At 59.8% G+C, this 18,090-nt stretch carries 14 protein-coding genes; 10 read left to right on the top strand and 4 right to left on the bottom strand.

The genetic code is table 11. From position 1 onward, the window contains the following. On the bottom strand, positions 1–1,026 hold the full coding sequence (locus C4334_RS09955) for a tetratricopeptide repeat protein (RefSeq protein ID WP_352431939.1): 1,026 nt from the start codon (positions 1,024–1,026) through the stop codon (positions 1–3). 528 nt (positions 1,027–1,554) lie between these two features. Here C4334_RS09955 and ileS point away from each other — a divergent pair. The 5 genes from ileS to C4334_RS09930 all read left to right on the top strand — a co-directional run bounded on the left by ileS (position 1,555) and on the right by C4334_RS09930 (position 8,235). After that, a complete protein-coding gene (ileS, locus tag C4334_RS09950; RefSeq protein ID WP_352431938.1) occupies positions 1,555–4,443 on the top strand; it encodes an isoleucine--tRNA ligase in 2,889 nt (962 codons plus the stop codon). Next, complete coding sequence (gene lspA / locus C4334_RS09945; protein ID WP_352431937.1) at positions 4,440–4,958, top strand: signal peptidase II; 519 nt, start codon at positions 4,440–4,442, stop codon at positions 4,956–4,958. The genes ileS and lspA overlap by 4 nt, the downstream gene beginning before the upstream one ends. Before the next feature lie 177 nt (positions 4,959–5,135). Continuing rightward, positions 5,136–5,927 (top strand): prolipoprotein diacylglyceryl transferase, encoded by a 792-nt coding sequence (lgt, locus tag C4334_RS09940; protein WP_352431936.1) that lies wholly within the window; start codon positions 5,136–5,138, stop codon positions 5,925–5,927. Between the two features lie 77 nt (positions 5,928–6,004). Continuing rightward, complete coding sequence (locus tag C4334_RS09935; protein WP_502943433.1) at positions 6,005–6,952, top strand: RluA family pseudouridine synthase; 948 nt, start codon at positions 6,005–6,007, stop codon at positions 6,950–6,952. A 17-nt stretch (positions 6,953–6,969) separates the two neighbouring features. Further along, positions 6,970–8,235: an AAA family ATPase gene (locus tag C4334_RS09930; protein WP_352431934.1), complete on the top strand. Its 1,266-nt coding sequence runs from the start codon at positions 6,970–6,972 to the stop codon at positions 8,233–8,235. Positions 8,236–8,672: 437 nt separating this feature from the next. Here the strand turns inward: C4334_RS09930 and C4334_RS09925 are convergent, their stop codons facing one another. Next, positions 8,673–9,212 (bottom strand): DinB family protein, encoded by a 540-nt coding sequence (locus tag C4334_RS09925; RefSeq protein ID WP_352431933.1) that lies wholly within the window; start codon positions 9,210–9,212, stop codon positions 8,673–8,675. A 98-nt stretch (positions 9,213–9,310) separates the two neighbouring features. Here C4334_RS09925 and C4334_RS09920 point away from each other — a divergent pair, with 98 nt between their 5' ends. Together C4334_RS09920 and C4334_RS09915 are read left to right on the top strand one after the other, a co-directional pair. Then, positions 9,311–9,538 (top strand): hypothetical protein, encoded by a 228-nt coding sequence (locus C4334_RS09920; RefSeq protein ID WP_352431932.1) that lies wholly within the window; start codon positions 9,311–9,313, stop codon positions 9,536–9,538. A 49-nt stretch (positions 9,539–9,587) separates the two neighbouring features. Then, complete coding sequence (locus tag C4334_RS09915; RefSeq protein WP_352431931.1) at positions 9,588–10,796, top strand: HDOD domain-containing protein; 1,209 nt, start codon at positions 9,588–9,590, stop codon at positions 10,794–10,796. Positions 10,797–10,913: 117 nt separating this feature from the next. On the opposite strand, the gene C4334_RS09910 is transcribed toward C4334_RS09915, so the two are convergent. Further along, on the bottom strand, positions 10,914–11,312 hold the full coding sequence (locus C4334_RS09910) for a DUF6335 family protein (protein WP_352431930.1): 399 nt from the start codon (positions 11,310–11,312) through the stop codon (positions 10,914–10,916). Positions 11,313–11,515: 203 nt separating this feature from the next. Here C4334_RS09910 and C4334_RS09905 point away from each other — a divergent pair, with 203 nt between their 5' ends. The 3 genes from C4334_RS09905 (at position 11,516) to C4334_RS09895 (ending at position 17,042) form a co-directional block, all read left to right on the top strand. Beyond that, the gene (locus tag C4334_RS09905) at positions 11,516–14,413 is read left to right on the top strand and encodes an aconitate hydratase (RefSeq protein ID WP_352431929.1); all 2,898 of its coding nucleotides are present in this window, start codon (positions 11,516–11,518) and stop codon (positions 14,411–14,413) included. 90 nt (positions 14,414–14,503) lie between these two features. Beyond that, complete coding sequence (locus tag C4334_RS09900) at positions 14,504–14,755, top strand: hypothetical protein (RefSeq protein WP_352431928.1); 252 nt, start codon at positions 14,504–14,506, stop codon at positions 14,753–14,755. Positions 14,756–14,801: 46 nt separating this feature from the next. Then, positions 14,802–17,042, top strand: coding sequence for a TonB-dependent receptor (locus C4334_RS09895; RefSeq protein WP_352431927.1), 2,241 nt, complete (start codon positions 14,802–14,804; stop codon positions 17,040–17,042). 121 nt (positions 17,043–17,163) lie between these two features. Here C4334_RS09895 and C4334_RS09890 read toward each other — a convergent pair. Then, positions 17,164–18,090, bottom strand: a 927-nt coding sequence (locus C4334_RS09890; protein ID WP_352431926.1) for an aminotransferase class I/II-fold pyridoxal phosphate-dependent enzyme, incomplete at its 5' end; no start/stop codon positions are given.

The raw sequence follows: 18,090 nt of genomic DNA, 5'->3' as shown, positions 1-18,090 counted from the left end.
TTAGTTCTTGCGGGCTTTCTCTCTCAACAGCTTGATGACTTGACGGATCTTTTGCGCATCTAGAGCGTCGGGCTCGTACTTGAGGAATCGTTCCAATTCATCAGCGGCTTCGTTATATCTTTTCTGTTCGTTGTAAAGTCGCGCCAATTGCCAGTGAACTTCAGCGGATCGCCCTTGAAATAGTCTGTTGGCTTGGTTTAGCGCCTCTTCGGCTTGTGGCAGTCGTCCCAATCTGGCCAATGCTTTGCCGAGCCACAGGTGAGCCTCGCCCGATTCTCGCGACAAACTCGTCGCCTGACGGAGACTTCGGGCGGCCTCCTCGAAGCGATTGAGCCTGTACTGCGCGATGCCTAGACCAAAATTGCTGGTAAAGCTCTTCGGATTGACTTCGACCGCTTTCGCCAGCAGGATGAAAGCCGCTTCATTGTATCCGCGCAAGAGGTATTCGTTGCCTAGCCGGTCAAGCGCCAAGTGGTAAGAGGGAAAGATCTCCAGCGATCTTTTGATGTTTTCAAATCCTTCCTTGTCTCGCTTCTCTTTGAGCGCTTGAACCCCCGCTTCGTACAGCTTTTTAGCCTCATCCGGGACTTCTTGAGCGAAGACCGTTCCTGCTATGGCTGGCACGCTGTTGCGGGAGCTCTTGCGTTTCAAATGGAAATCCAAGTACAAGCTTGATGCTCCGCTGCCCGGCACGACGGAGACGTTGACGATGGTCGCCTCTTGAACTTGTTCTTCATAGTCAGTCCCGTAGGGAAGGACTTTCACCTTGTAATATCCTTCGGGCAGACCGCTGAAAACATAGCGCCCGGCGCCATTGGTTTTGGTTTGCGCCACGGTCCGGTACATTTCGTCCATCAATTCGACGTACACGTCAGCTACTGGACGGCGCGCTTCGCCATACACGATTCCCGAGATGCTGTTCTTGCCTTGCACCAATGTTCCAGCGGAAACTGACCCCGCTTGCATGGCGAGGGTGAAAAAGAGGGCGAAGAGAAGCGTTGAAAGCAGGCGCGCACGTTCGATCATCACAGGAGTCCTCCGTTGATGAAGCACCTTTTGCCGGAGTCACGTTTGGCGCTGGTTAGCCGAAACAGCGTCTGTCTGCGACGATTTTAGCACGCTTCGCGGCCTTTTGTACTTGGAAAATTTGCAAAGGCGTCGGGATGGCAGAATGTTGCGCGCGCGCTCTGCGACCTCTTGGAGCTCGAAGAAGGGGCCGCAGCGCCTGTTAACGATAGGTGCAGCAAGACCTAGAGCGATCGTTCGCGTTCGGGACCGCGCAGCAGTTCGGACGCGCCAGCGCAATCGGTAGCGCGTAAACGCTCTTTGTCGGTGGACCGCATGTTTCGGTTTATCCTCATGAGGGGATCCGCACAGCACGCCGATTGGTTCGATTTTTGCCTTTTTGCACGAGTGTCGCGTCGTGAGGAGATCGCTTCTGTTAGTTTTGGTTTACCTTGAGCCGTGAGGTACTATTGCTTATTACGACGCTGCCGGAAAGTCCGTTGATTTCCGACTGGTCTTCAAATGAAAAATTCGAGCAAGAATGCCAGTATGTCCACCGAAACGCCATTGGATCTGAAAAAGACCGTCAATCTGCCGCGCACGCGATTTGCGCAACAGGCCAATCTCGTGCAATCGGAACCGGCGCGGTTGAAAAAATGGGCCGAGATGGACCTTTACGAGATGATTCGGCGCGCGCGTCATGGGCGCCCCAAATTCATCTTGCATGATGGCCCGCCATATGCGAACGCCGATATTCACATCGGCACGGCGATGAACAAGATACTCAAAGACTTCGTCGTCAAATCGCGCACCATGATGGGGTACGACGCGCCGTTCGTCCCCGGCTACGATTGTCACGGATTGCCGATCGAGCTTTACGTCGATCGCAAGTTGGGCGAGAAGAAGGCGCAGATGAGCGCTGTCGCCTTCCGGCGGGCCTGTCGTGAGCACGCTTCCAATGCGCTCCGCCGCCAAACGCGCGACTTTCAACGCTTAGGCGTGTTCGGCGAATGGTCTAGCCCCTACTTGACTATGTCGAACGAGTACGAGGCAGAGACGGCGCGACTCTTCGCGCGCTTCGTCGAGCGCGGTTTCGTCTATCGCGGCGCGCGGCCCGTTTACTGGTGCATTCACGATCAGACGGCGCTTGCTGAAGCCGAGGTCGAATACCGCGAACACACGAGCCCTTCGATCTACGTTAAATTCCCTTTCGCCGACGATCCGGCGAAGATCGCGCCGGAGCTTGCTGGACGTAAGGTCTTCTTCCTCATTTGGACGACGACGCCGTGGACTTTGCCCGCCAACTTGGGGATCGCTGTCAATCCGTTGTTTGAATATGCGGCGGTCGAATATGGCGATGAGGTTTACATCGTCGCCAGCGATCTCGTCGAGACGGTGGTCGAGAAATGTCGTCTTGAAGGCGCGCGTGTGATCGCGCGTTTCCCCGGCGAAAAGCTGGACCGCTTGGAGTGTCGCCACCCGTGGATTGACCGTCGCTCGCTCGTGATGCTCGGCGAGCACGTGACCTTGGGCGGTGAAGCGGACGCCGAAACGGAACTCGACGTGCGCGAGGCGCGCGATAAGAAGGTGACGGGCAAAGCGGGCACGGGGTTGGTGCACACGGCGCCCGGTCACGGTCACGATGACTTCGTCATCGGCGGGCGCTACGGTTTAGCGGTCTATTGCCCGGTGGACACGGCCGGACGGTTCACTGCCGAGATCGAGCGCTTTGCAGGCGAGCGCGTCTTCGATGCCAACCCGAGGATCGTCGATCTGTTGCGCGAGCGCGGCATGCTCCTGTTCAGCGAGCGATACGAGCACCGGTATCCGCATTGCTGGCGGTGCCACAATCCCGTGATCTTTCGCGCTACGCCGCAGTGGTTCATCTCGCTCGACCAGCGCGCGCGCGATGAGGGGGGCGCCTCGCTGCGCGAGATGGCGCTGCGCGAAATCGAGCGCGTCGAATGGATCCCCGAATGGGGACGCGAGCGGATGCGCAACACCGTCGGCGGGCGACCAGATTGGTGCGTGTCGCGCCAGCGTCTGTGGGGCGTGCCGATTCCGGCCTTCTATTGCAACGCTTGCGGCGAGACGGTCGCTTCGCCCGAGATCATGCGTCATGTCGCTGAGATCTTCGAGCGCGAATCAGCCGACGCTTGGTATGCGCGCGAGGCGAAGGAGTTGCTGCCGGAAGGTTTCGTCTGTCCGAGGTGTGGCGCTGACGATTGGTCCAAAGAGTCCGACATCTTGGACGTCTGGTTCGACAGCGGCTCTTCGTCAGTGGCGGTGCTTGAAAAACGTCCTGAGTTGCGTTGGCCTGCGGACGTTTATCTCGAAGGCGGGGACCAATTTCGCGGCTGGTTCAATTCATCATTGATGGTCGCGTTGGCGGCGCACGATGCCGCCCCTTACCGCGCGGTCATCACGCACGGATGGGTCGTTGATGGCGAAGGGCGCGCGATGCACAAATCTTTGGGCAACGCGATCTCACCCAACGAAGTCATTCAACAGTCGGGCGCCGAAATCTTGCGATTGTGGACCGCCTCGTCCGATTATCACGAAGACATGCGCTGCTCGCCGGAGATCTTGCAGCGCGTGGCTGAAGCCTACCGCAAGATTCGCAACACGGCGCGGTTTGCGCTCGGCAACCTTCACGAGTTCGATCCGCCGCGCGACGCGGTTCCGTTCGAAATGATGGAGGAGATCGACCGTTGGGTGCTGGCCGAGTTAAACCGCGTGACCGCGCGCACGCTCGAGGCTTACGAAAGGTACGAGTTTCACGCCGTCTATCACACGCTTCATCAGTTCTGTACGGTGACACTTTCGGCCATCTACTTCGACATCATCAAGGATCGGCTCTACACCTTCGCGCCGCGCAATCCGGCCCGACGGTCGGCGCAAACGGCGCTCTTCCGCCTTGCGGACGCGCTGGCGCGGCTCATCGCGCCGATCCTCGTCTTCACGGCGGACGAGATCTGGGAGAACCTCCCTTCGGAAGGCGAAAGAGCGCCGTCGGTCCATTTGGCCGAGTTTCCGCGCATCGAACGGATGGCGGATGAAGCGGCTTTGTTGCGGGAGTGGGAGCGTTTGTTCGACGTGCGCGACGAGGTTCTGCGCGCGCTCGAAGAAGCGCGTCAATCGAAGATGATCGGCGCTTCGTTGGAAGCGCGCGTGGTGCTCGAAGCTGGCGGCGAGCTTTACAAATTGCTTGAACGCCACCGCGACCAACTGCGTTACATCTTCATCGTCTCACAGGTCGAATTGCAGCCGGGCGACGATGGCACGTTGCGCGTGCACGTTGCGCGCGCTGAAGGGCGGAAGTGCGAGCGATGTTGGAACTATTCGCCGCACGTCGGAGAATCGGAGCGTTATCCAACCGTGTGTGAACGGTGCGTTCGAGCGTTGGCCGAGATCGAGCGGGAGGCTCAAGTAGGGTGAAAAGGGGAGCAGCGTTGTGGCGGTTGGCTTATTTGCTCGCCGCCGGTGGGGTCTTCCTCGTTGATCAGATGAGCAAGGCGTGGGCGGCGCGCGCGCTTCGCTTCGGCTCCGATCGCATCATCGTGCCGGGCTTGCTCAACTTCTCTTATGCCGAAAACCGCGGCATCGCCTTCGGGCAACTGCAAGAAGGCGGTCCTTTCGGGCACTGGTTCTTGGTCGCGCTGGCAGGGCTTGCGGCCTTGTTCGTCCTCCTCTACTTCTTTCGCACGCCGCGCTCGGATGATCGCGTGCTCGGCGCTTGTGCTCTTTTGCTCGCTGGCATCTTCGGCAATCTGTTCGATCGCGTGCGGCTCGGCTTTGTCATCGACTTCATCGATCTTCACGTCAGCAACCACCATTGGCCGACTTTCAACATCGCCGATGCGAGCATCTGCATTGGAGCTGCGTTGCTCGCGCTCGATATCTTCCGCAAAGAAGGCGGGGCGAGAAGAGAAGTTGGAAACGGAAATCGCTAGCAGAGGAAGAGGCTTGATGGACGCGGGAACTGCCGAGGCGATCGTCCGAACGCTTTCGGCAAACGATGCTAGGCGAGGACGCTTTGGGTGCGGCGATTTCTCAGTCGAAGGGGCATCAACTGGCCACGTCAGCGCGTCAAAGAGTCGAGCGCCACGAAGATCGCAAAGGGTGTCGTGATGTATCCGGAACTCGTTCGCATCGGTGACTTCCCGATCAACACGTATGGCTTGCTGTTGGCAGTCGCCTTTCTCGTCGCTCTTTACGTCGCCGCACGCCTTGCCGAGCGCGATGGCCTGCCTCGCGAACGCATCTACGATCTCGGCTTGTGGATGTTGCTTGCGGCCATCGTCGGCTCGAAAATCCTGATGCTGTGGACCGAACCGGCCTACAGAGAGGATCCTTGGCACCTTTTCTCGCTCGATTTCTTACGTTCGGGCGGCGTCTTCTACGGCGGGTTTATCGCCGCAGTGCTGGCCGGGTACTGGCTCGTGCGACGCTACGGATTGCCATGGTGGAAGACGGCGGATGCTTTCGCCCCTGCCATCGCGCTTGGCCAAGCCATAGGCAGACAGGGATGTTTCGCCGCCGGTTGCTGTTGGGGGAAACCGACGGCGTTGCCGTGGGGCGTGCGCTTCACCGAACGGGCACACGAATTGACGGGCGTTCCGACGGACGTGTACCTTCACCCCACGCAGCTCTACGAATCTCTCGCGACGCTGGTGCTCTTCCTGCTCCTCTTGTGGCGCCATCGCCACAAACGCTTCGATGGAGAGGTCATCTTGCTCTACGCGGTGCTTTATGCAGCCATCAGGTTCGTGGTCGAGTTCCTCCGCGATGATCCGCGGGGCGACATCGCGGGGTTGACGACGTTGACCGGACTATCGACTTCGCAGCTCATCAGCCTAATGGTTGGCGTCGGCGCCCTCGCGCTCTTCTGGCGCCGTCGCGAGAGTTTGAAAGGAGTTTAGGGGTTGGATCGCGAGCGATGCGGGAGCACGAAGCCGATCCCAAGCTGGAAGATGAAGCGGCGGCTCTCGACGTAGAGATGCGCTCGTTCATCGTCGGCGAAGAGGACCAAGGAAAGCGGCTCGACGTTTTTCTCGCCGCACGCATTGCCGATTGGAGTCGCGCTTCGATCAAGCGCGTGATCGAGGCTGGCGAGGCGTTGGTGGATGGGCGAGAGGTCAAACCAGCGTATCGGCTGCGCGTTGGGGAGCGGGTCGAGATCGAGCTTTCCGAAATCCGTCCCACCAATCTTCAGCCGGAGCAGATCCCTCTCGACATCGTTTACGAAGATGACGTGCTGGTCGTCATCAACAAGCCCGCCGGTCTGGTCGTACATCCCGGCGCGGGCGTGCATTCGGGGACGCTCGCCAATGCGCTCGCTTACCATTTCGCGCAACTTTCGACGCGCGGTGGGCCGCTGCGTCCCGGCATCGTTCATCGGCTCGATCGTGAGACCTCGGGTTTAATCGTCGTCGCGAAGAACGAAGCGGCGCACGAAAAACTAGCCGAGCAGTTTCAATCGCGTGAGGTCCTCAAGTCCTACGTCGCGCTCGTGCACGGTCGCGTGGCCAAAGAATCCGGGCGCATAAGCGAGCCCATCGGTCGCCACCCCAGCAAGCGCACGCGCATGGCCGTCGTGCGCGACGGCCGTCCAGCGCTGACTCTCTACCGCGTGCGACGACGTTTCAAACGTTTCACTCTGCTCGACGTGGTGATCAAAACGGGGCGCACGCACCAGATTCGCGTTCATCTGGCGTGGTTGAAGCACCCTGTAGTTGGCGATAGCGAGTACGGGCAGGGGCGCGATCGCACCGTGCCGGACCTGCGCCTGCGCGCGCTGGTCGTCGGTTTGCGCCGGCAGTTCCTGCACGCCGAAAAGCTCGGCTTCACGCATCCGCGAACGGGCGAATGGATGGAGTTTCTCGCGCCTCTGCCCGCAGAACTGGAAAAGCTTCTGGTCGATCTTGAGCGCGTCGAAAGCGAATGAGCGGAAAAATGTGCGCGATGAAGATAAAGGTTTTCGATCCTTCGCTCGTCCTGCTCATTGGACCATCGGGGTGCGGCAAAACGACTTTCGCGCGAACGCATTTCAAACCGACCGAGATCGCCTCATCCGATCACTATCGCGCGCTGATCAGCGACGACGAAGGCGATCAGCGCGTGACGCACGAAGCCTTCGAACTGCTGCAAACGGTGGTTGCCAAACGTCTCGCGCACGGCAAGTTGACGGTGGTCGATGCGACCAACCTCAAGGCTGAAGCACGGCGTCCGTTGCTCTTCATGGCGCGGCGCTATCATCTGCCGGTCGCCGCCGTGATCTTTGCGTTCGCGTCCGAGGTGTGCAAGCAGCGCAATCGTCAGCGTGCGGAAAGAAGCGTGCCGGAAGAAATCATCGAAAGACAGTCGGAAGAGCTACGAGTTTCGTTGCAAGAGGTGAGACGCGAAGGCTTCGAACGAATCTATGAGATCAAGGATAAGGATGCGGCGGTGGAAGTCGAACGCCTCCCGCTTCCGTGCGATCAACGCGCGGAGCGCGGCCCATTTGACATCATTGGCGACGTGCACGGTTGCTTTCAAGAACTCGTGGCGCTGCTCGGCAGGTTGGGCTACGGCCTGAAAGCGGATTCAGCGACGCTCGACATCGTGCGCGCCAGCTCGCGACGCTTGATCTTTCTAGGCGATCTGGTCGCACAAGGACCCGAACCGCGCCGGGTTGTCGAACTGGTGATGACGCTGGTTGAATCCGGAGCGGCCCTGTGCCTACCCGGCGACTGCGACGCGGGCTTCGCCGAATGGTTGCGCGATCAACAGGGCAGCGTGATGCACAGCTTGCGCGACACGGTCGAACAGTTTGCCAGCGAACCGCCTGAGGTTCGTCATCGCGTGCGATCTTTCATCGAGAGCTTGCCGAGCCATTACGTTCTCGACGGCGGACGTTTGGTGGTCGCACACGCCGGTCTGAAAGAGACGATGCAAGGGCGAAGTTCCCGACAAGTGCGCGATTTCGCCCTCTACGGAGAGACGACGGGAACCGTGGAACGATGGATGGATCCGGCGAGGTTTGACTGGGTCGCACGCTATCGCGGTCGCGCATTGGTCGTTTACGGTCACGCGCCGACGCGCGAGCCAGAGTTGATCAATAACACGATCGACATCGATGCGGGATGCGCGTTGGGCGGCGCTTTGATGGCGCTTCGTTATCCTGAGATGGAACTTGTCGCGGTCAAGGCTCAGCGAAGGTATTGGAAACCGTCGGCCAAGGGGAAGTAGGCCGCCAAAACCCCCGACCCGCGCTTCGTCCGGCGAAGCGTCACGCCGCTCGTCCGGTAGAATAGATCTTTTGAACCTCCTCCAAAAGCATCTCGCTCACAAGCGCAGATGTGCTGAGCGAGCGAATCTTGCGGCGCGATCTTCGATGAGTTTAAGTCATTCAAGGTAGTCTGTTGCCCATCGTTTGGATTCCGACTCATCCATCGCGTTTGAAGAAGATCGAAAGCCAAACCCGGACGACACCGGATGGGGCACAGGTCGGAATCGATCTCGCTGGATCAGCCTAGAATCCGAACCTCACCGAAGAAGTCGCAAATCGAAGGGGCTTAATCATCGGCGGCATCATCCCCTGTAGTGCTGTTGGCCCATCTTGAGCGCGCTGGCGGCTGCGGTCAATTTGATGACAGGCGGCGTTTTGCGAACCGATTTCAACGGCTTCAAACGCGCTTCAAGTAGCGCTCGCGTATGACCCGAAGGTGGTGGCGCTCGTGGCCAGCGATGACGTAGGCCAGAGCGCGCACCGTCGCTTCCGCTTGGTTCGCCGTGCCGCACCGCGCGAGCTCTTCTTCGTCGAGTCCGCGAAAGAGGGTCAGCGTCGCGCAGCGCACGCTGTCGTATTCATCCCGCAGGTCTTCAAGCGGTCGCGCGTCGAATCGGGCCGCGCGCACATAATCGTCTTGATCGAAGCCGGGAAGCGGCGTCCGATCGCCACGCGCAAAGCGCAGGGCCCGATAGGCGAAGATGCGTTCGGTATCTATGACGTGGCCGAGAACCTCTTTGAGGCTCCATTTATCCGGTGCGTAGCGAAAGAGCGCCCGCTCGTCGGAGAGAGAGTCGAACAGTTGAAGCGTCTCGCGTCGCTGCTCTGCGAGCGCCTGAAGCGCGTCCTCGGCGGCGACTTGAGCGATGTAGACGGCGAACCTCGAAGCGTATTCATCGGGATTAGGGCGCGTTATGAGCGTGTTGGCTGGTCTCATCGGCTTCCCCTTTCTTCGGTTCGAATCATCGTCGAGGATAAGTTATCATGTTTTCGGTCCGAAAGGTTCTCGGCGCGTGTTTGGAGGGCTAATGACTGATGACAAGGCGAACTGTCATCATGACGAAGAACGACATGCTCGCATTGATCAATATGGTTAAATCGGAAGAAGGGGCCTCGATCACGACGTTCGATCCACGCCGCGGTCATCCATTGGTCAAAAGTTACGAGCCTTGGTTGGTGGCCGATGAATTTCGCAAGGTCTTGAGTTTGAGCAAGAGAAACGGTTGGCGCGTGGTTTACGATGGCGAGCCGCTCTGGGGCTGAAGCTGTCGTTTGTCGAGAAGTCAACCGAACGGTGCGTGTCAAAGCGATCATGAGGAAAGTTCTCTTTTTGGACGAAAAATATGACGCCGTTGGCGGCACACGGTGGTTGATGCGGTCGGTCGAGCGATGGCGGCCCGTTTACGTGCGCACGGCGGATGAAGCTTTGCGCGCGCTGGACGCCGACGAAGGTTTCGATGCCGTGGTCATCAATCCGCAATCAACTGTCGTAAGTGGGGCAGCGTTTTTGGCGGAGGTGATGCGACGTCATCCGCGCACGGTGCGCATCGTGCTCTCCGACCGAATTGGGCAAGAGGAATTGGTCCGGTGGCTTGGCCCAGCGCATCGGCGCTTGTCGCGATCTTGTAGCACATCGGAGTTGGAAGATGCGCTTGAGCGCGCTTGCGCGTTGCGCGACCTGCTGACGAACGAATCCTTGCAACGGATCGTATCGCAGATCAACTCGTTGCCGAGCCTTCCGGCCGTTTACGCCGAGTTGGTTGAAGAGCTGCAAACGGCGCAACCATCGGTGCGCAAAATTGGAGAGATCATCGCGCGCGACGTCGCTTTGACGGCCAAGGTCTTGCAAGTGGTCAACTCGGCCTTCTTCGGTCTGCGGCGAAGGATCACCAGTCCGGCGGAAGCGACGATGTTTCTCGGTCTCGATGCGATCGTCAGCTTGGTGCTAGCCATCAACGTCTTCTCGCAGTTTGAGGCGCAGCGGCTACCGCGCTTTTCGCCCACGGCGTTGTGGACGCACAGTTTGCAAACGGGGCTGTTCGCCAAAAGGATCGCGAGCTTGGAGCGACAATCGGACAAGAACGCCGAAGAAGCTTTCACCGCCGGTCTGCTGCACGATGCGGGCAAGATCGTTTTAGCAACGGCGTTGCCGGAATGGTACGAACAAGCGCTCGCCTTGATGCGCAAAGAAGAGCTCTCTTTTGCCGAAGCCGAACGAGAAGTTTTCGGTACGACGCATGCCGAAGTAGGCGCTTACCTCTTCGGTTTGTGGGGGTTGCCGGACCAGATCGTGGAGGCGGTCGCTTTTCACCATCGTCCACAAGATGCCAAAGCGAACGACTTCTGCGCGCTGACGGCTGTGCACGTCGCCAATGCGATCGAACATGAAGGCCGCGCTGAGCGCGCGCAGATCGACGCGGACTATTTGGACGCCTTGCGCCTTATCGAACGTTTCACCACGTGGCAACAGGCTTGCGCGAAGATGCGCATCGAACCGGACCAAGAAGCCGAAGAAGCCTAAACACGCTTGAAGGCCGAAAACGGAACTGACGCAACCGCTTCGAGCCTCGTTTTTGAACGGCCAGAAACGCTCTTGGCTACATCGCGATCAGGGGGCGGCTCAAGCAGCGCAACGCCATCAGATCATATCGTCTTTGGTCTTGGAGCGCGGATCGAGTTCGAAGCGCTCGCGGTCGCGCCGCTCGATCTTCTCTAGCACGTCCAGCTCTTCGTTGTCTTCGAAACTGAGGCCGACGGCGTGGCCGATCTCCTCGACGATGTCCTGATCGGGCGTCGGGTTATCGCCGCCGACCGCTTCTTCGCCTGAATCAACGGCGCTTTCCCATTCGGCATCGATGTCGCCAGCGGCATCCTCCGGCGATGTTTCCGTGTGCTCGCGCAGACGCCGCGCAAGCAGCTCCGGATCGCGCGGCGCGCGCGCGATCTCCTCTTCCATGAACTCTTCGATCTCGGGATCGGGAACGAAATCGGGATCGTTGCTCAAGTACTCGAAATCTTCCGGCTTCTTTCGCGGCATCGTTCGTCGCCCTCTCTTGGCACTGGTTTTCATAGCAATATAGCACAGAACTGAGATCAGCGCAGAGGCCGAGCTTGGGCTAAAGGCATGCTTGACCTCATCACAGAGCGGGACTTAAACTGAGATGCGACGCGCAATTGACTCCAAAAGGTTGAAAAGATTCGGCGACCACGCGAGTCCTTCAAGTCTTGTGAGAAGCGATCATGACTCATAACCTCTTCAATTCATTGCAGGATTTCCCCACGGGACGGGGACGGGTTGGCAAGTTTTACTCTTTGCCGCAGCTTGAACGCGAAGGTCTGGGCCAGATCGGACGTTTGCCCGTCTCGATCAGGATCGTGCTCGAATCCTTGTTGCGCAATTGCGACGGACGGCGGATCCGCAAAGACGATGTGCGTAAACTCGCCCGTTGGCAACCAACAGGCGAGCGAACAGACGAAATACCGTTCGTCGTCGCGCGCGTCCTGTTGCAGGATTTCACAGGCGTGCCGTTGCTCGTTGATCTGGCGGCGATGCGCTCGGCGGTTGCGCGCATGGGACGCGATCCGAAGATCATCGAGCCGCTGGTTCCGGTCGATCTAGTGGTGGACAACTCGGTGCAGGTCGATTTCGCGCGCGTGCCCGATGCGCTGCGGCGCAACATGGAGATGGAATTTCGCCGCAACCGTTCGCGCTACCAGTTTCTCAAATGGGGCCAACAGGCCTTCAGCGGTTTCAGGGTGATCCCGCCAGGCATCGGCATCTGTCATCAGGTCAATCTGGAGTACTTAGCTAAAGGGGTGATCGAGCGCGACGGCGTCTATTTCCCCGATACTTTGGTCGGCACTGATTCGCACACGACGATGGTTAACGGGCTTGGTGTCGTCGGTTGGGGGGTCGGCGGGATCGAAGCGGAAGCGGCAATGCTGGGCCAGCCCGTCTATTTCCTCACGCCCGATGTCGTCGGCGTGCACATGACCGGTCGGTTGCGACCCGGCGTGACGGCGACCGATCTCGTTTTGCGCGTTACGGAGATGTTGCGTCAAGCCAAAGTGGTCGGTAAATTCGTCGAGTTCTTCGGCGAAGGTGCCGCCAGCCTCAACGTGCCGGATCGCGCGACCATCGCCAACATGGCGCCCGAATACGGGGCGACCATGGGTTTCTTCCCTGTGGACGAAAAGTCTTGCGAGTACTTGCTGGCGACCGGGCGCAGCGAAGAGCACGTCGAGACGTTCCGCAATTACTTCAAAGCACAAGGTCTATTCGGCATCCCGCGCGCAGGCGAAGTCGATTACACGACCGTCCTCGAACTGGATCTGGCAACCATTCAACCGAGCGTCGCTGGTCCGCGTCGTCCGCAAGATAGGATCGAGCTTGCGCAATTGAAAGAACGCTTCGTCGAGTTGCTGCGCAAGCCTATGACCGAGGGCGGTTATGGGAAATCAGAGATTGACGAGCGCGTGCCCGTTCACAAGCCGGCGCCCGTGTCGGAACAGACGCCGCTTGCAGGTGGCGGCCAACAGGAGCCAGAGACGGTGCCGGTTGCCGTGCACGACACGATCAGCGAGAAGAACACCAACGTTTTGACTGAGGTCGAGATGATCAACAATCGTCCGACGCCCGACCGCATCGAGGAGCTTCCGCCCGGCGAGCTTCCGCCGGACAGTTTCGATCTCGGTCACGGTGATGTGGTGATCGCCGCGATCACTTCCTGCACCAATACGTCAAACCCGAGCGTCATGCTCGCCGCGGGGCTTTTAGCGAAGAAGGCGGTCGAGCGCGGCCTCCGCGTCCCGCCTTTCGTCAAAACGAGCCTCGCTCCGGGATCGCGCGTCGTCACGGAATACTTGAAGAGGTCCGGCTTGCAAGACTATCTGGACCGGTTGGGCTTCAATCTCGTCGGCTACGGATGCACGACCTGTATTGGCAACAGTGGACCGCTCGACGTGCACATCGAAGAAGCGATCAACGCGCGTGATCTGGTGGTGGCGAGCGTCCTGTCGGGCAATCGCAACTTCGAGGCGCGCGTGCATCAGAGCGTGCGGGCCAATTTCTTGGCCAGTCCGCCATTGGTCGTCGCCTTTGCGCTCGCTGGAACGGTGCGCATCAACTTGGAGACCGAACCGATCGGCACAGATGGGGACGGACGTCCCGTATACCTGCACGACATCTGGCCGTCGCTTGAAGAGATCGATCAATTGATGCGGCTCGCCTTCGATCCGGAAACCTATCGCCGACTCTACAGCGATTTCGTCGAAGAGAATCCGTTGTGGAACGAGATCCCGTCGAGCACGGGCGATGTTTACGATTGGGATCCGCAGTCGACCTACATTCAAGAGCCGCCTTACTTCGAAAAGTTCAGCATGGATCCGGGGCCGCTGTGCGACATCAAGGGAGCGCGCCCCTTGGCGATCTTCGGCGATTCGGTGACGACCGATCACATCAGTCCGGCGGGCGCGATCAAGCCGACGTCGCCCGCCGGCGTCTACTTGCAGCTTCGCGGCGTCAAGCCGGAAGACTTCAATTCCTACGGCGCGCGACGCGGCAACCACCAAGTCATGGTGCGCGGCACGTTCGCCAACGTGCGCATCAAGAACTTGATGGTGCCGGGCACCGAAGGCGGCGTGACGGTGTTGCAACCGGTCGGACAGCGCATGAGCATTTATGACGCTGCCGTCCACTATCAGGCGGCCGGCGTGCCGCTCGTGGTCATCGCCGGTCAGGAGTACGGCACGGGAAGTTCGCGCGACTGGGCGGCCAAGGGGACGCGCCTGTTGGGCGTGCGCGCCGTCATCGCGCAGAGCTTCGAGCGCATTCATCGGTCAAATCTCGTCGGCATGGGCGTGCTTCCGTGCCAGTTCAAGGAGGGAATGAACGCGCAGACGTTGGGACTCGATGGGACGGAGGTCTTCGACCTCATCGGCATCGAAGACGGAATCATGCCGCGCGAGGAGATCACGCTCGTCATCCATCGCGCCGATGGACGGGTCGATGAAGTGCCGGTCATCTTGCGCATCGATACGCCCATCGAGGTCGATTTCTACCGTCATGGCGGCATCCTGCCTTACGTCCTGCGTCAACTGCTGCAAGCGCAGAGCAGCGGTGAGGTCAAAACGGAATAGACGAGGTCGGTCTCAACATCATGGCGAGCGCTCGCGTCTTTGCGGAAAGAAGCGCGGGCGCTCGTTCTCTTTTCAAGGAGGGTGAAAATTGTGCCCCTCTCTTTTTGTGGAGCGGCGTTGCTTGCGCTCGTCGCCTACGATGTCTATGCGACCATTCTGCATTCGCGTGCGCGCGTCGGTCCCATTAGCAGTGCGCTCAGTCGCTCGATCTGGCGCGTCGCGCGACTTGTCTCCTCTAGGCGCTCGCGCCAAAGTCGCCACATTTTTCTGAGCGCTCTCGGCCCGACGCTGCCGAGCGCGAGCTTGCGCCGTTTTCGGCCTTGGCACAAATGGCCTTCGTGATAGAATTTGCCCCATTTTAATTGATCCCAAGCGTGTTGGGGAGCATATGGCTTGGTTGCTCGGCTGTTTTCTGCTCTTCGGTTTTGCGTCGCAAGGCGACGAAGGCACTTTGGTCGGGAGAATCACTGATGCCATCAGCGGCCAACCGATCGGCGGCGCTGAGATCAGCGTTCAGGGACAGGGGCGGACGGTTGCCGATGCCGAAGGTCGCTACCGCTTGACGCTTGCGCCCGGAACTTATGACGTGAAGATCAGCGCAGTCGGTTATGCGTCGCTCGTCGTGAACGAAGTGAAGATCAACTCGCAGCGCACGACCGTGGAGGACGCACGTTTGCGCCCGGCCATCGAAGAGCGAGTGGAGGTGCGCAGCGGAGCGTTCGTCGAAAACGACGAGATGGCCGCAAGCAACATCGCGCTCCGCCGCGAAGAGATACGCGCAACGCCCGGGACGGGCGGCGATCCGTTACGCGCCTTGAGCGCCTTGCCCGGCATATCAAGCGTCTCGACGGAGTTCGCCGACCTCATCGTGCGCGGCGGCACGCCTGACGAAAACCTCTACCTCATCGAGAACATACCCATCGATGATTTCACCTATTTTACCGACCGCTTCGACAACGGAAGGGGCGGACGCTTGGCCATCCTCGCGCCCGATGTCTTCGAGCGACTGGATTTTTCAGCGGGCGGGTTCGGCGTCCGTTACGGCAGTAAGCTCTCTTCGGCGCTCGATATCAAACTCCGCTCGGCGACGCGTGACCGCGTGCAGGGCGCGCTGTTTGCCGATTCGGGAACGGCGGGCATCACCGTGGAAACGCCGCTCGGCAAGCGCGGCGGATGGCTTTTCTCAGCGCGGCGGAGCTACATCGACGTCGCTTTCAAAGTGATCGACCTGCAGAATTTTGGGCGTCCGCGCAACTTTGACTTCATCAATAAAGTCGACCTCGATCTCGCGCCGCGACATAAACTCGTCTTGACGGCGCTCAACTTCTTCGAGCGATTCACGCTCACGCGAGACGAAGCGCGACGCCTTGGCCGGCGCGTTGATCGCTTGGAGACAGTGCGGTCGAGTCGGCGCGCCGTGCTCGGCGCAAGATTGGACTCGGCGCTCGGCACGGGCGCTTTCTCGCAGTTGACTTTGTGGGCTAGCGGCCAACACGCCGATGGCACGTTCCTTCGCTTGAACGGCGTGCTGCAGCGCGCGCGCGACCTGCGCGATGCCGAAATAGGGATCAAAGAAGAGGCGAGTGTCGCCTTCGGACGGCGCCTCAGCTTCGAAACAGGTGGCGGAATCTTCTGGCAACAGGCCGATTATTACACCTTCGAACGCGGCGGCTTCAGCCCTCTCGAAGAGGAGTTCTTCGCGCCGACCCACAGCCACCGACTGCGACTCGATGCGACCGCTTCCGGCTACGCTTACGCGCAAGCGAGCTGGCGCGCAACGCGCAGTTTGGCCGTCATTCCGGGCATCAGACTCGATCGTTACGGCATCACCCGGCAGACGCTTGCAAGCCCGCGCCTCGCCGCGCGGCTGGCGCTCACGCCGCGCTTGGCCGTCAGATTCGCCAGCGGGTTATACCGACAGCCGCCCGCGCTCTTCATCCTTTCGCTCGCACCTGAAAATAGGCATCTGCGCGCCATGCGCGCCGTCCACGCGATCGTCGGGCTGGAATGGCTCGTGCGCGAAGACGTGCGCGTCGTCGTCGAAGCGTATCGCAAAGATTACGCCGATTTGATCGTGCAGCCGACGCGCCTTCTGCCAATCTTCCGTAACGCGGGCGAGGGCGAGGCCGAAGGCTTGGATGTTTACGTGCAGAAAACTCTCGCAGGACGTTTCGCTGGACAGATCGCTTATTCTTTTCTTCGGTCGCGCCGTCGCTTCGATCGAGAAGGACCGAGCTTCCCGGCGGATTTCGAACGCCCGCATCAATTGACCATCATCGGCATCACGCGCGCGTTCGGTTTCGGGCTGGCGGCAAAATACCGCGCCGCCAGCGGTCTGCCTTACACGCCGACCGTGCCTGTTGAGTTCAGACCGGGCTTCTTCTTGCAGCGCATTGCGCGTCCAGAGGATCGCAACTCGCGCCGATTGCCAGCGTCATTCAGTTTCGACCTGCGCGTCGAACGTCAGTTCAGCGTCAGGCGCGCTTCGTTTGCGCCCTACGTCGACATGTTCAACGTCACGGGGCGCAACAACTCGACGGAATTGAACTACGAATTCTCTTCGCCTTTTCCGACTCGGTTGCGAGAAGGGAGATTCCTCCCGATCTTCGGCGCGCGCCTTGAGTTCTGATGAACTAAAAGCGCTTCTCATTCGCTCCGCGCGCGGGGAGCGTCGCTGCATAATATGCAAGATATAGTAAATAAATATTGCATAAAGCTATTTTTATGCGCATTTTATCCGTAAACGGCCCTCATGCGGCGAGTTCGTCGAGGGCGCGGCCCAGCCTCTCCAATCCGACGGCGAGCGTTTGCGTGTCGCCGCCGATGCCGATGCGGAAATGATCTTCGAGACCGAAGAAGCGGCCTGGCACGACCGCGGTCTCGTACTTTTCGCGCAGCAAACGACACAGCGTTTCCACCTTTGCGCTTTGAACTCGCGGGAAGAGGGTGGTGCCGAAAGGCACGTGCGGCGTTTCAAGATCGTTCCGCGTGCGCAAGAAAGCGTCAAGCAGCGCGCGGTTACGTTCGAGCAGCGTGCGCGACCTATTGGCGAGGCGATCGATGTCGGCCAACGCGGCGACGCTCAATCTCTCCGCCGGATGAGCCATGATGACGCCGAATAGGTCGTGCAGCAGCCACATCTTGCGCGCCACGCTTGCTGGCGCGAGCGCCCAACCGCAACGCAGACCGCTCAGTCCGTAGACTTTGGTCAAGCTGTTGGTTGAAATGAACTCCGGGCCGAGGTGAAAAGCTGGTGCGGGCGCACAGTCGAACATCGTCTCCAAATAGACTTCATCGACGAGCACGTGTGCGCCGACTCGTCTCGCTGCGCGCCCCACCCTTTTCAAGGTCTCGGCATCGGTGAAGGCGCTGCTCGGATTGTGCAGGTTGGTGATGATGACGAGGCGCGTTCGTTCGGTCACTTTGCGTTCGACCTCTGCGACATCGATGGCGAACCCTTGTTCGGCACGGCGCTCGAAGGTTTCGACGCGCGCGCCCAAATAACGCGCTGTCGCCACCAGCGGCTCGTACGTCGGATGTTCGATCAAAACTTCGTCGCCGGGATCGAGCAGCGCGGCCATCGCCAAGTGATTGGCCATGGAAGCGCCGTGCGCGGTGACGACGTTTTCCGGCGCGACGCGATAGCGCGTTGCGAGCGCAGCGATGAGTGGCGGGTA

Source organism: Pyrinomonas sp. (assembly GCF_040289685.1).
Lineage (GTDB): Bacteria > Acidobacteriota > Blastocatellia > Pyrinomonadales > Pyrinomonadaceae > Pyrinomonas.
Note: the sequence above shows the minus strand (reverse complement) of the source record. Positions and strands in the feature narration are given on the sequence as shown.

Excerpts from the sequence above, each read along its gene's own strand:
- ileS (WP_352431938.1), top strand. The coding sequence starts at position 1,555 with ATGTCCACCGAAACGCCATTGGATCTGAAAAAGACCGTCAATCTGCCG.
- C4334_RS09925 (WP_352431933.1), bottom strand. The coding sequence starts at position 9,212 with ATGAGACCAGCCAACACGCTCATAACGCGCCCTAATCCCGATGAATAC.
- C4334_RS09915 (WP_352431931.1), top strand. The coding sequence starts at position 9,588 with ATGAGGAAAGTTCTCTTTTTGGACGAAAAATATGACGCCGTTGGCGGC.
- C4334_RS09935 (WP_502943433.1), top strand. The coding sequence starts at position 6,005 with ATGCGCTCGTTCATCGTCGGCGAAGAGGACCAAGGAAAGCGGCTCGAC.
- C4334_RS09895 (WP_352431927.1), top strand. The coding sequence starts at position 14,802 with ATGGCTTGGTTGCTCGGCTGTTTTCTGCTCTTCGGTTTTGCGTCGCAA.
- C4334_RS09930 (WP_352431934.1), top strand. The coding sequence starts at position 6,970 with ATGAAGATAAAGGTTTTCGATCCTTCGCTCGTCCTGCTCATTGGACCA.
- C4334_RS09910 (WP_352431930.1), bottom strand. The coding sequence starts at position 11,312 with ATGCCGCGAAAGAAGCCGGAAGATTTCGAGTACTTGAGCAACGATCCC.
- C4334_RS09920 (WP_352431932.1), top strand. The coding sequence starts at position 9,311 with ATGACAAGGCGAACTGTCATCATGACGAAGAACGACATGCTCGCATTG.
- C4334_RS09905 (WP_352431929.1), top strand. The coding sequence starts at position 11,516 with ATGACTCATAACCTCTTCAATTCATTGCAGGATTTCCCCACGGGACGG.
- lgt (WP_352431936.1), top strand. The coding sequence starts at position 5,136 with ATGTATCCGGAACTCGTTCGCATCGGTGACTTCCCGATCAACACGTAT.
- C4334_RS09955 (WP_352431939.1), bottom strand. The coding sequence starts at position 1,026 with ATGATCGAACGTGCGCGCCTGCTTTCAACGCTTCTCTTCGCCCTCTTT.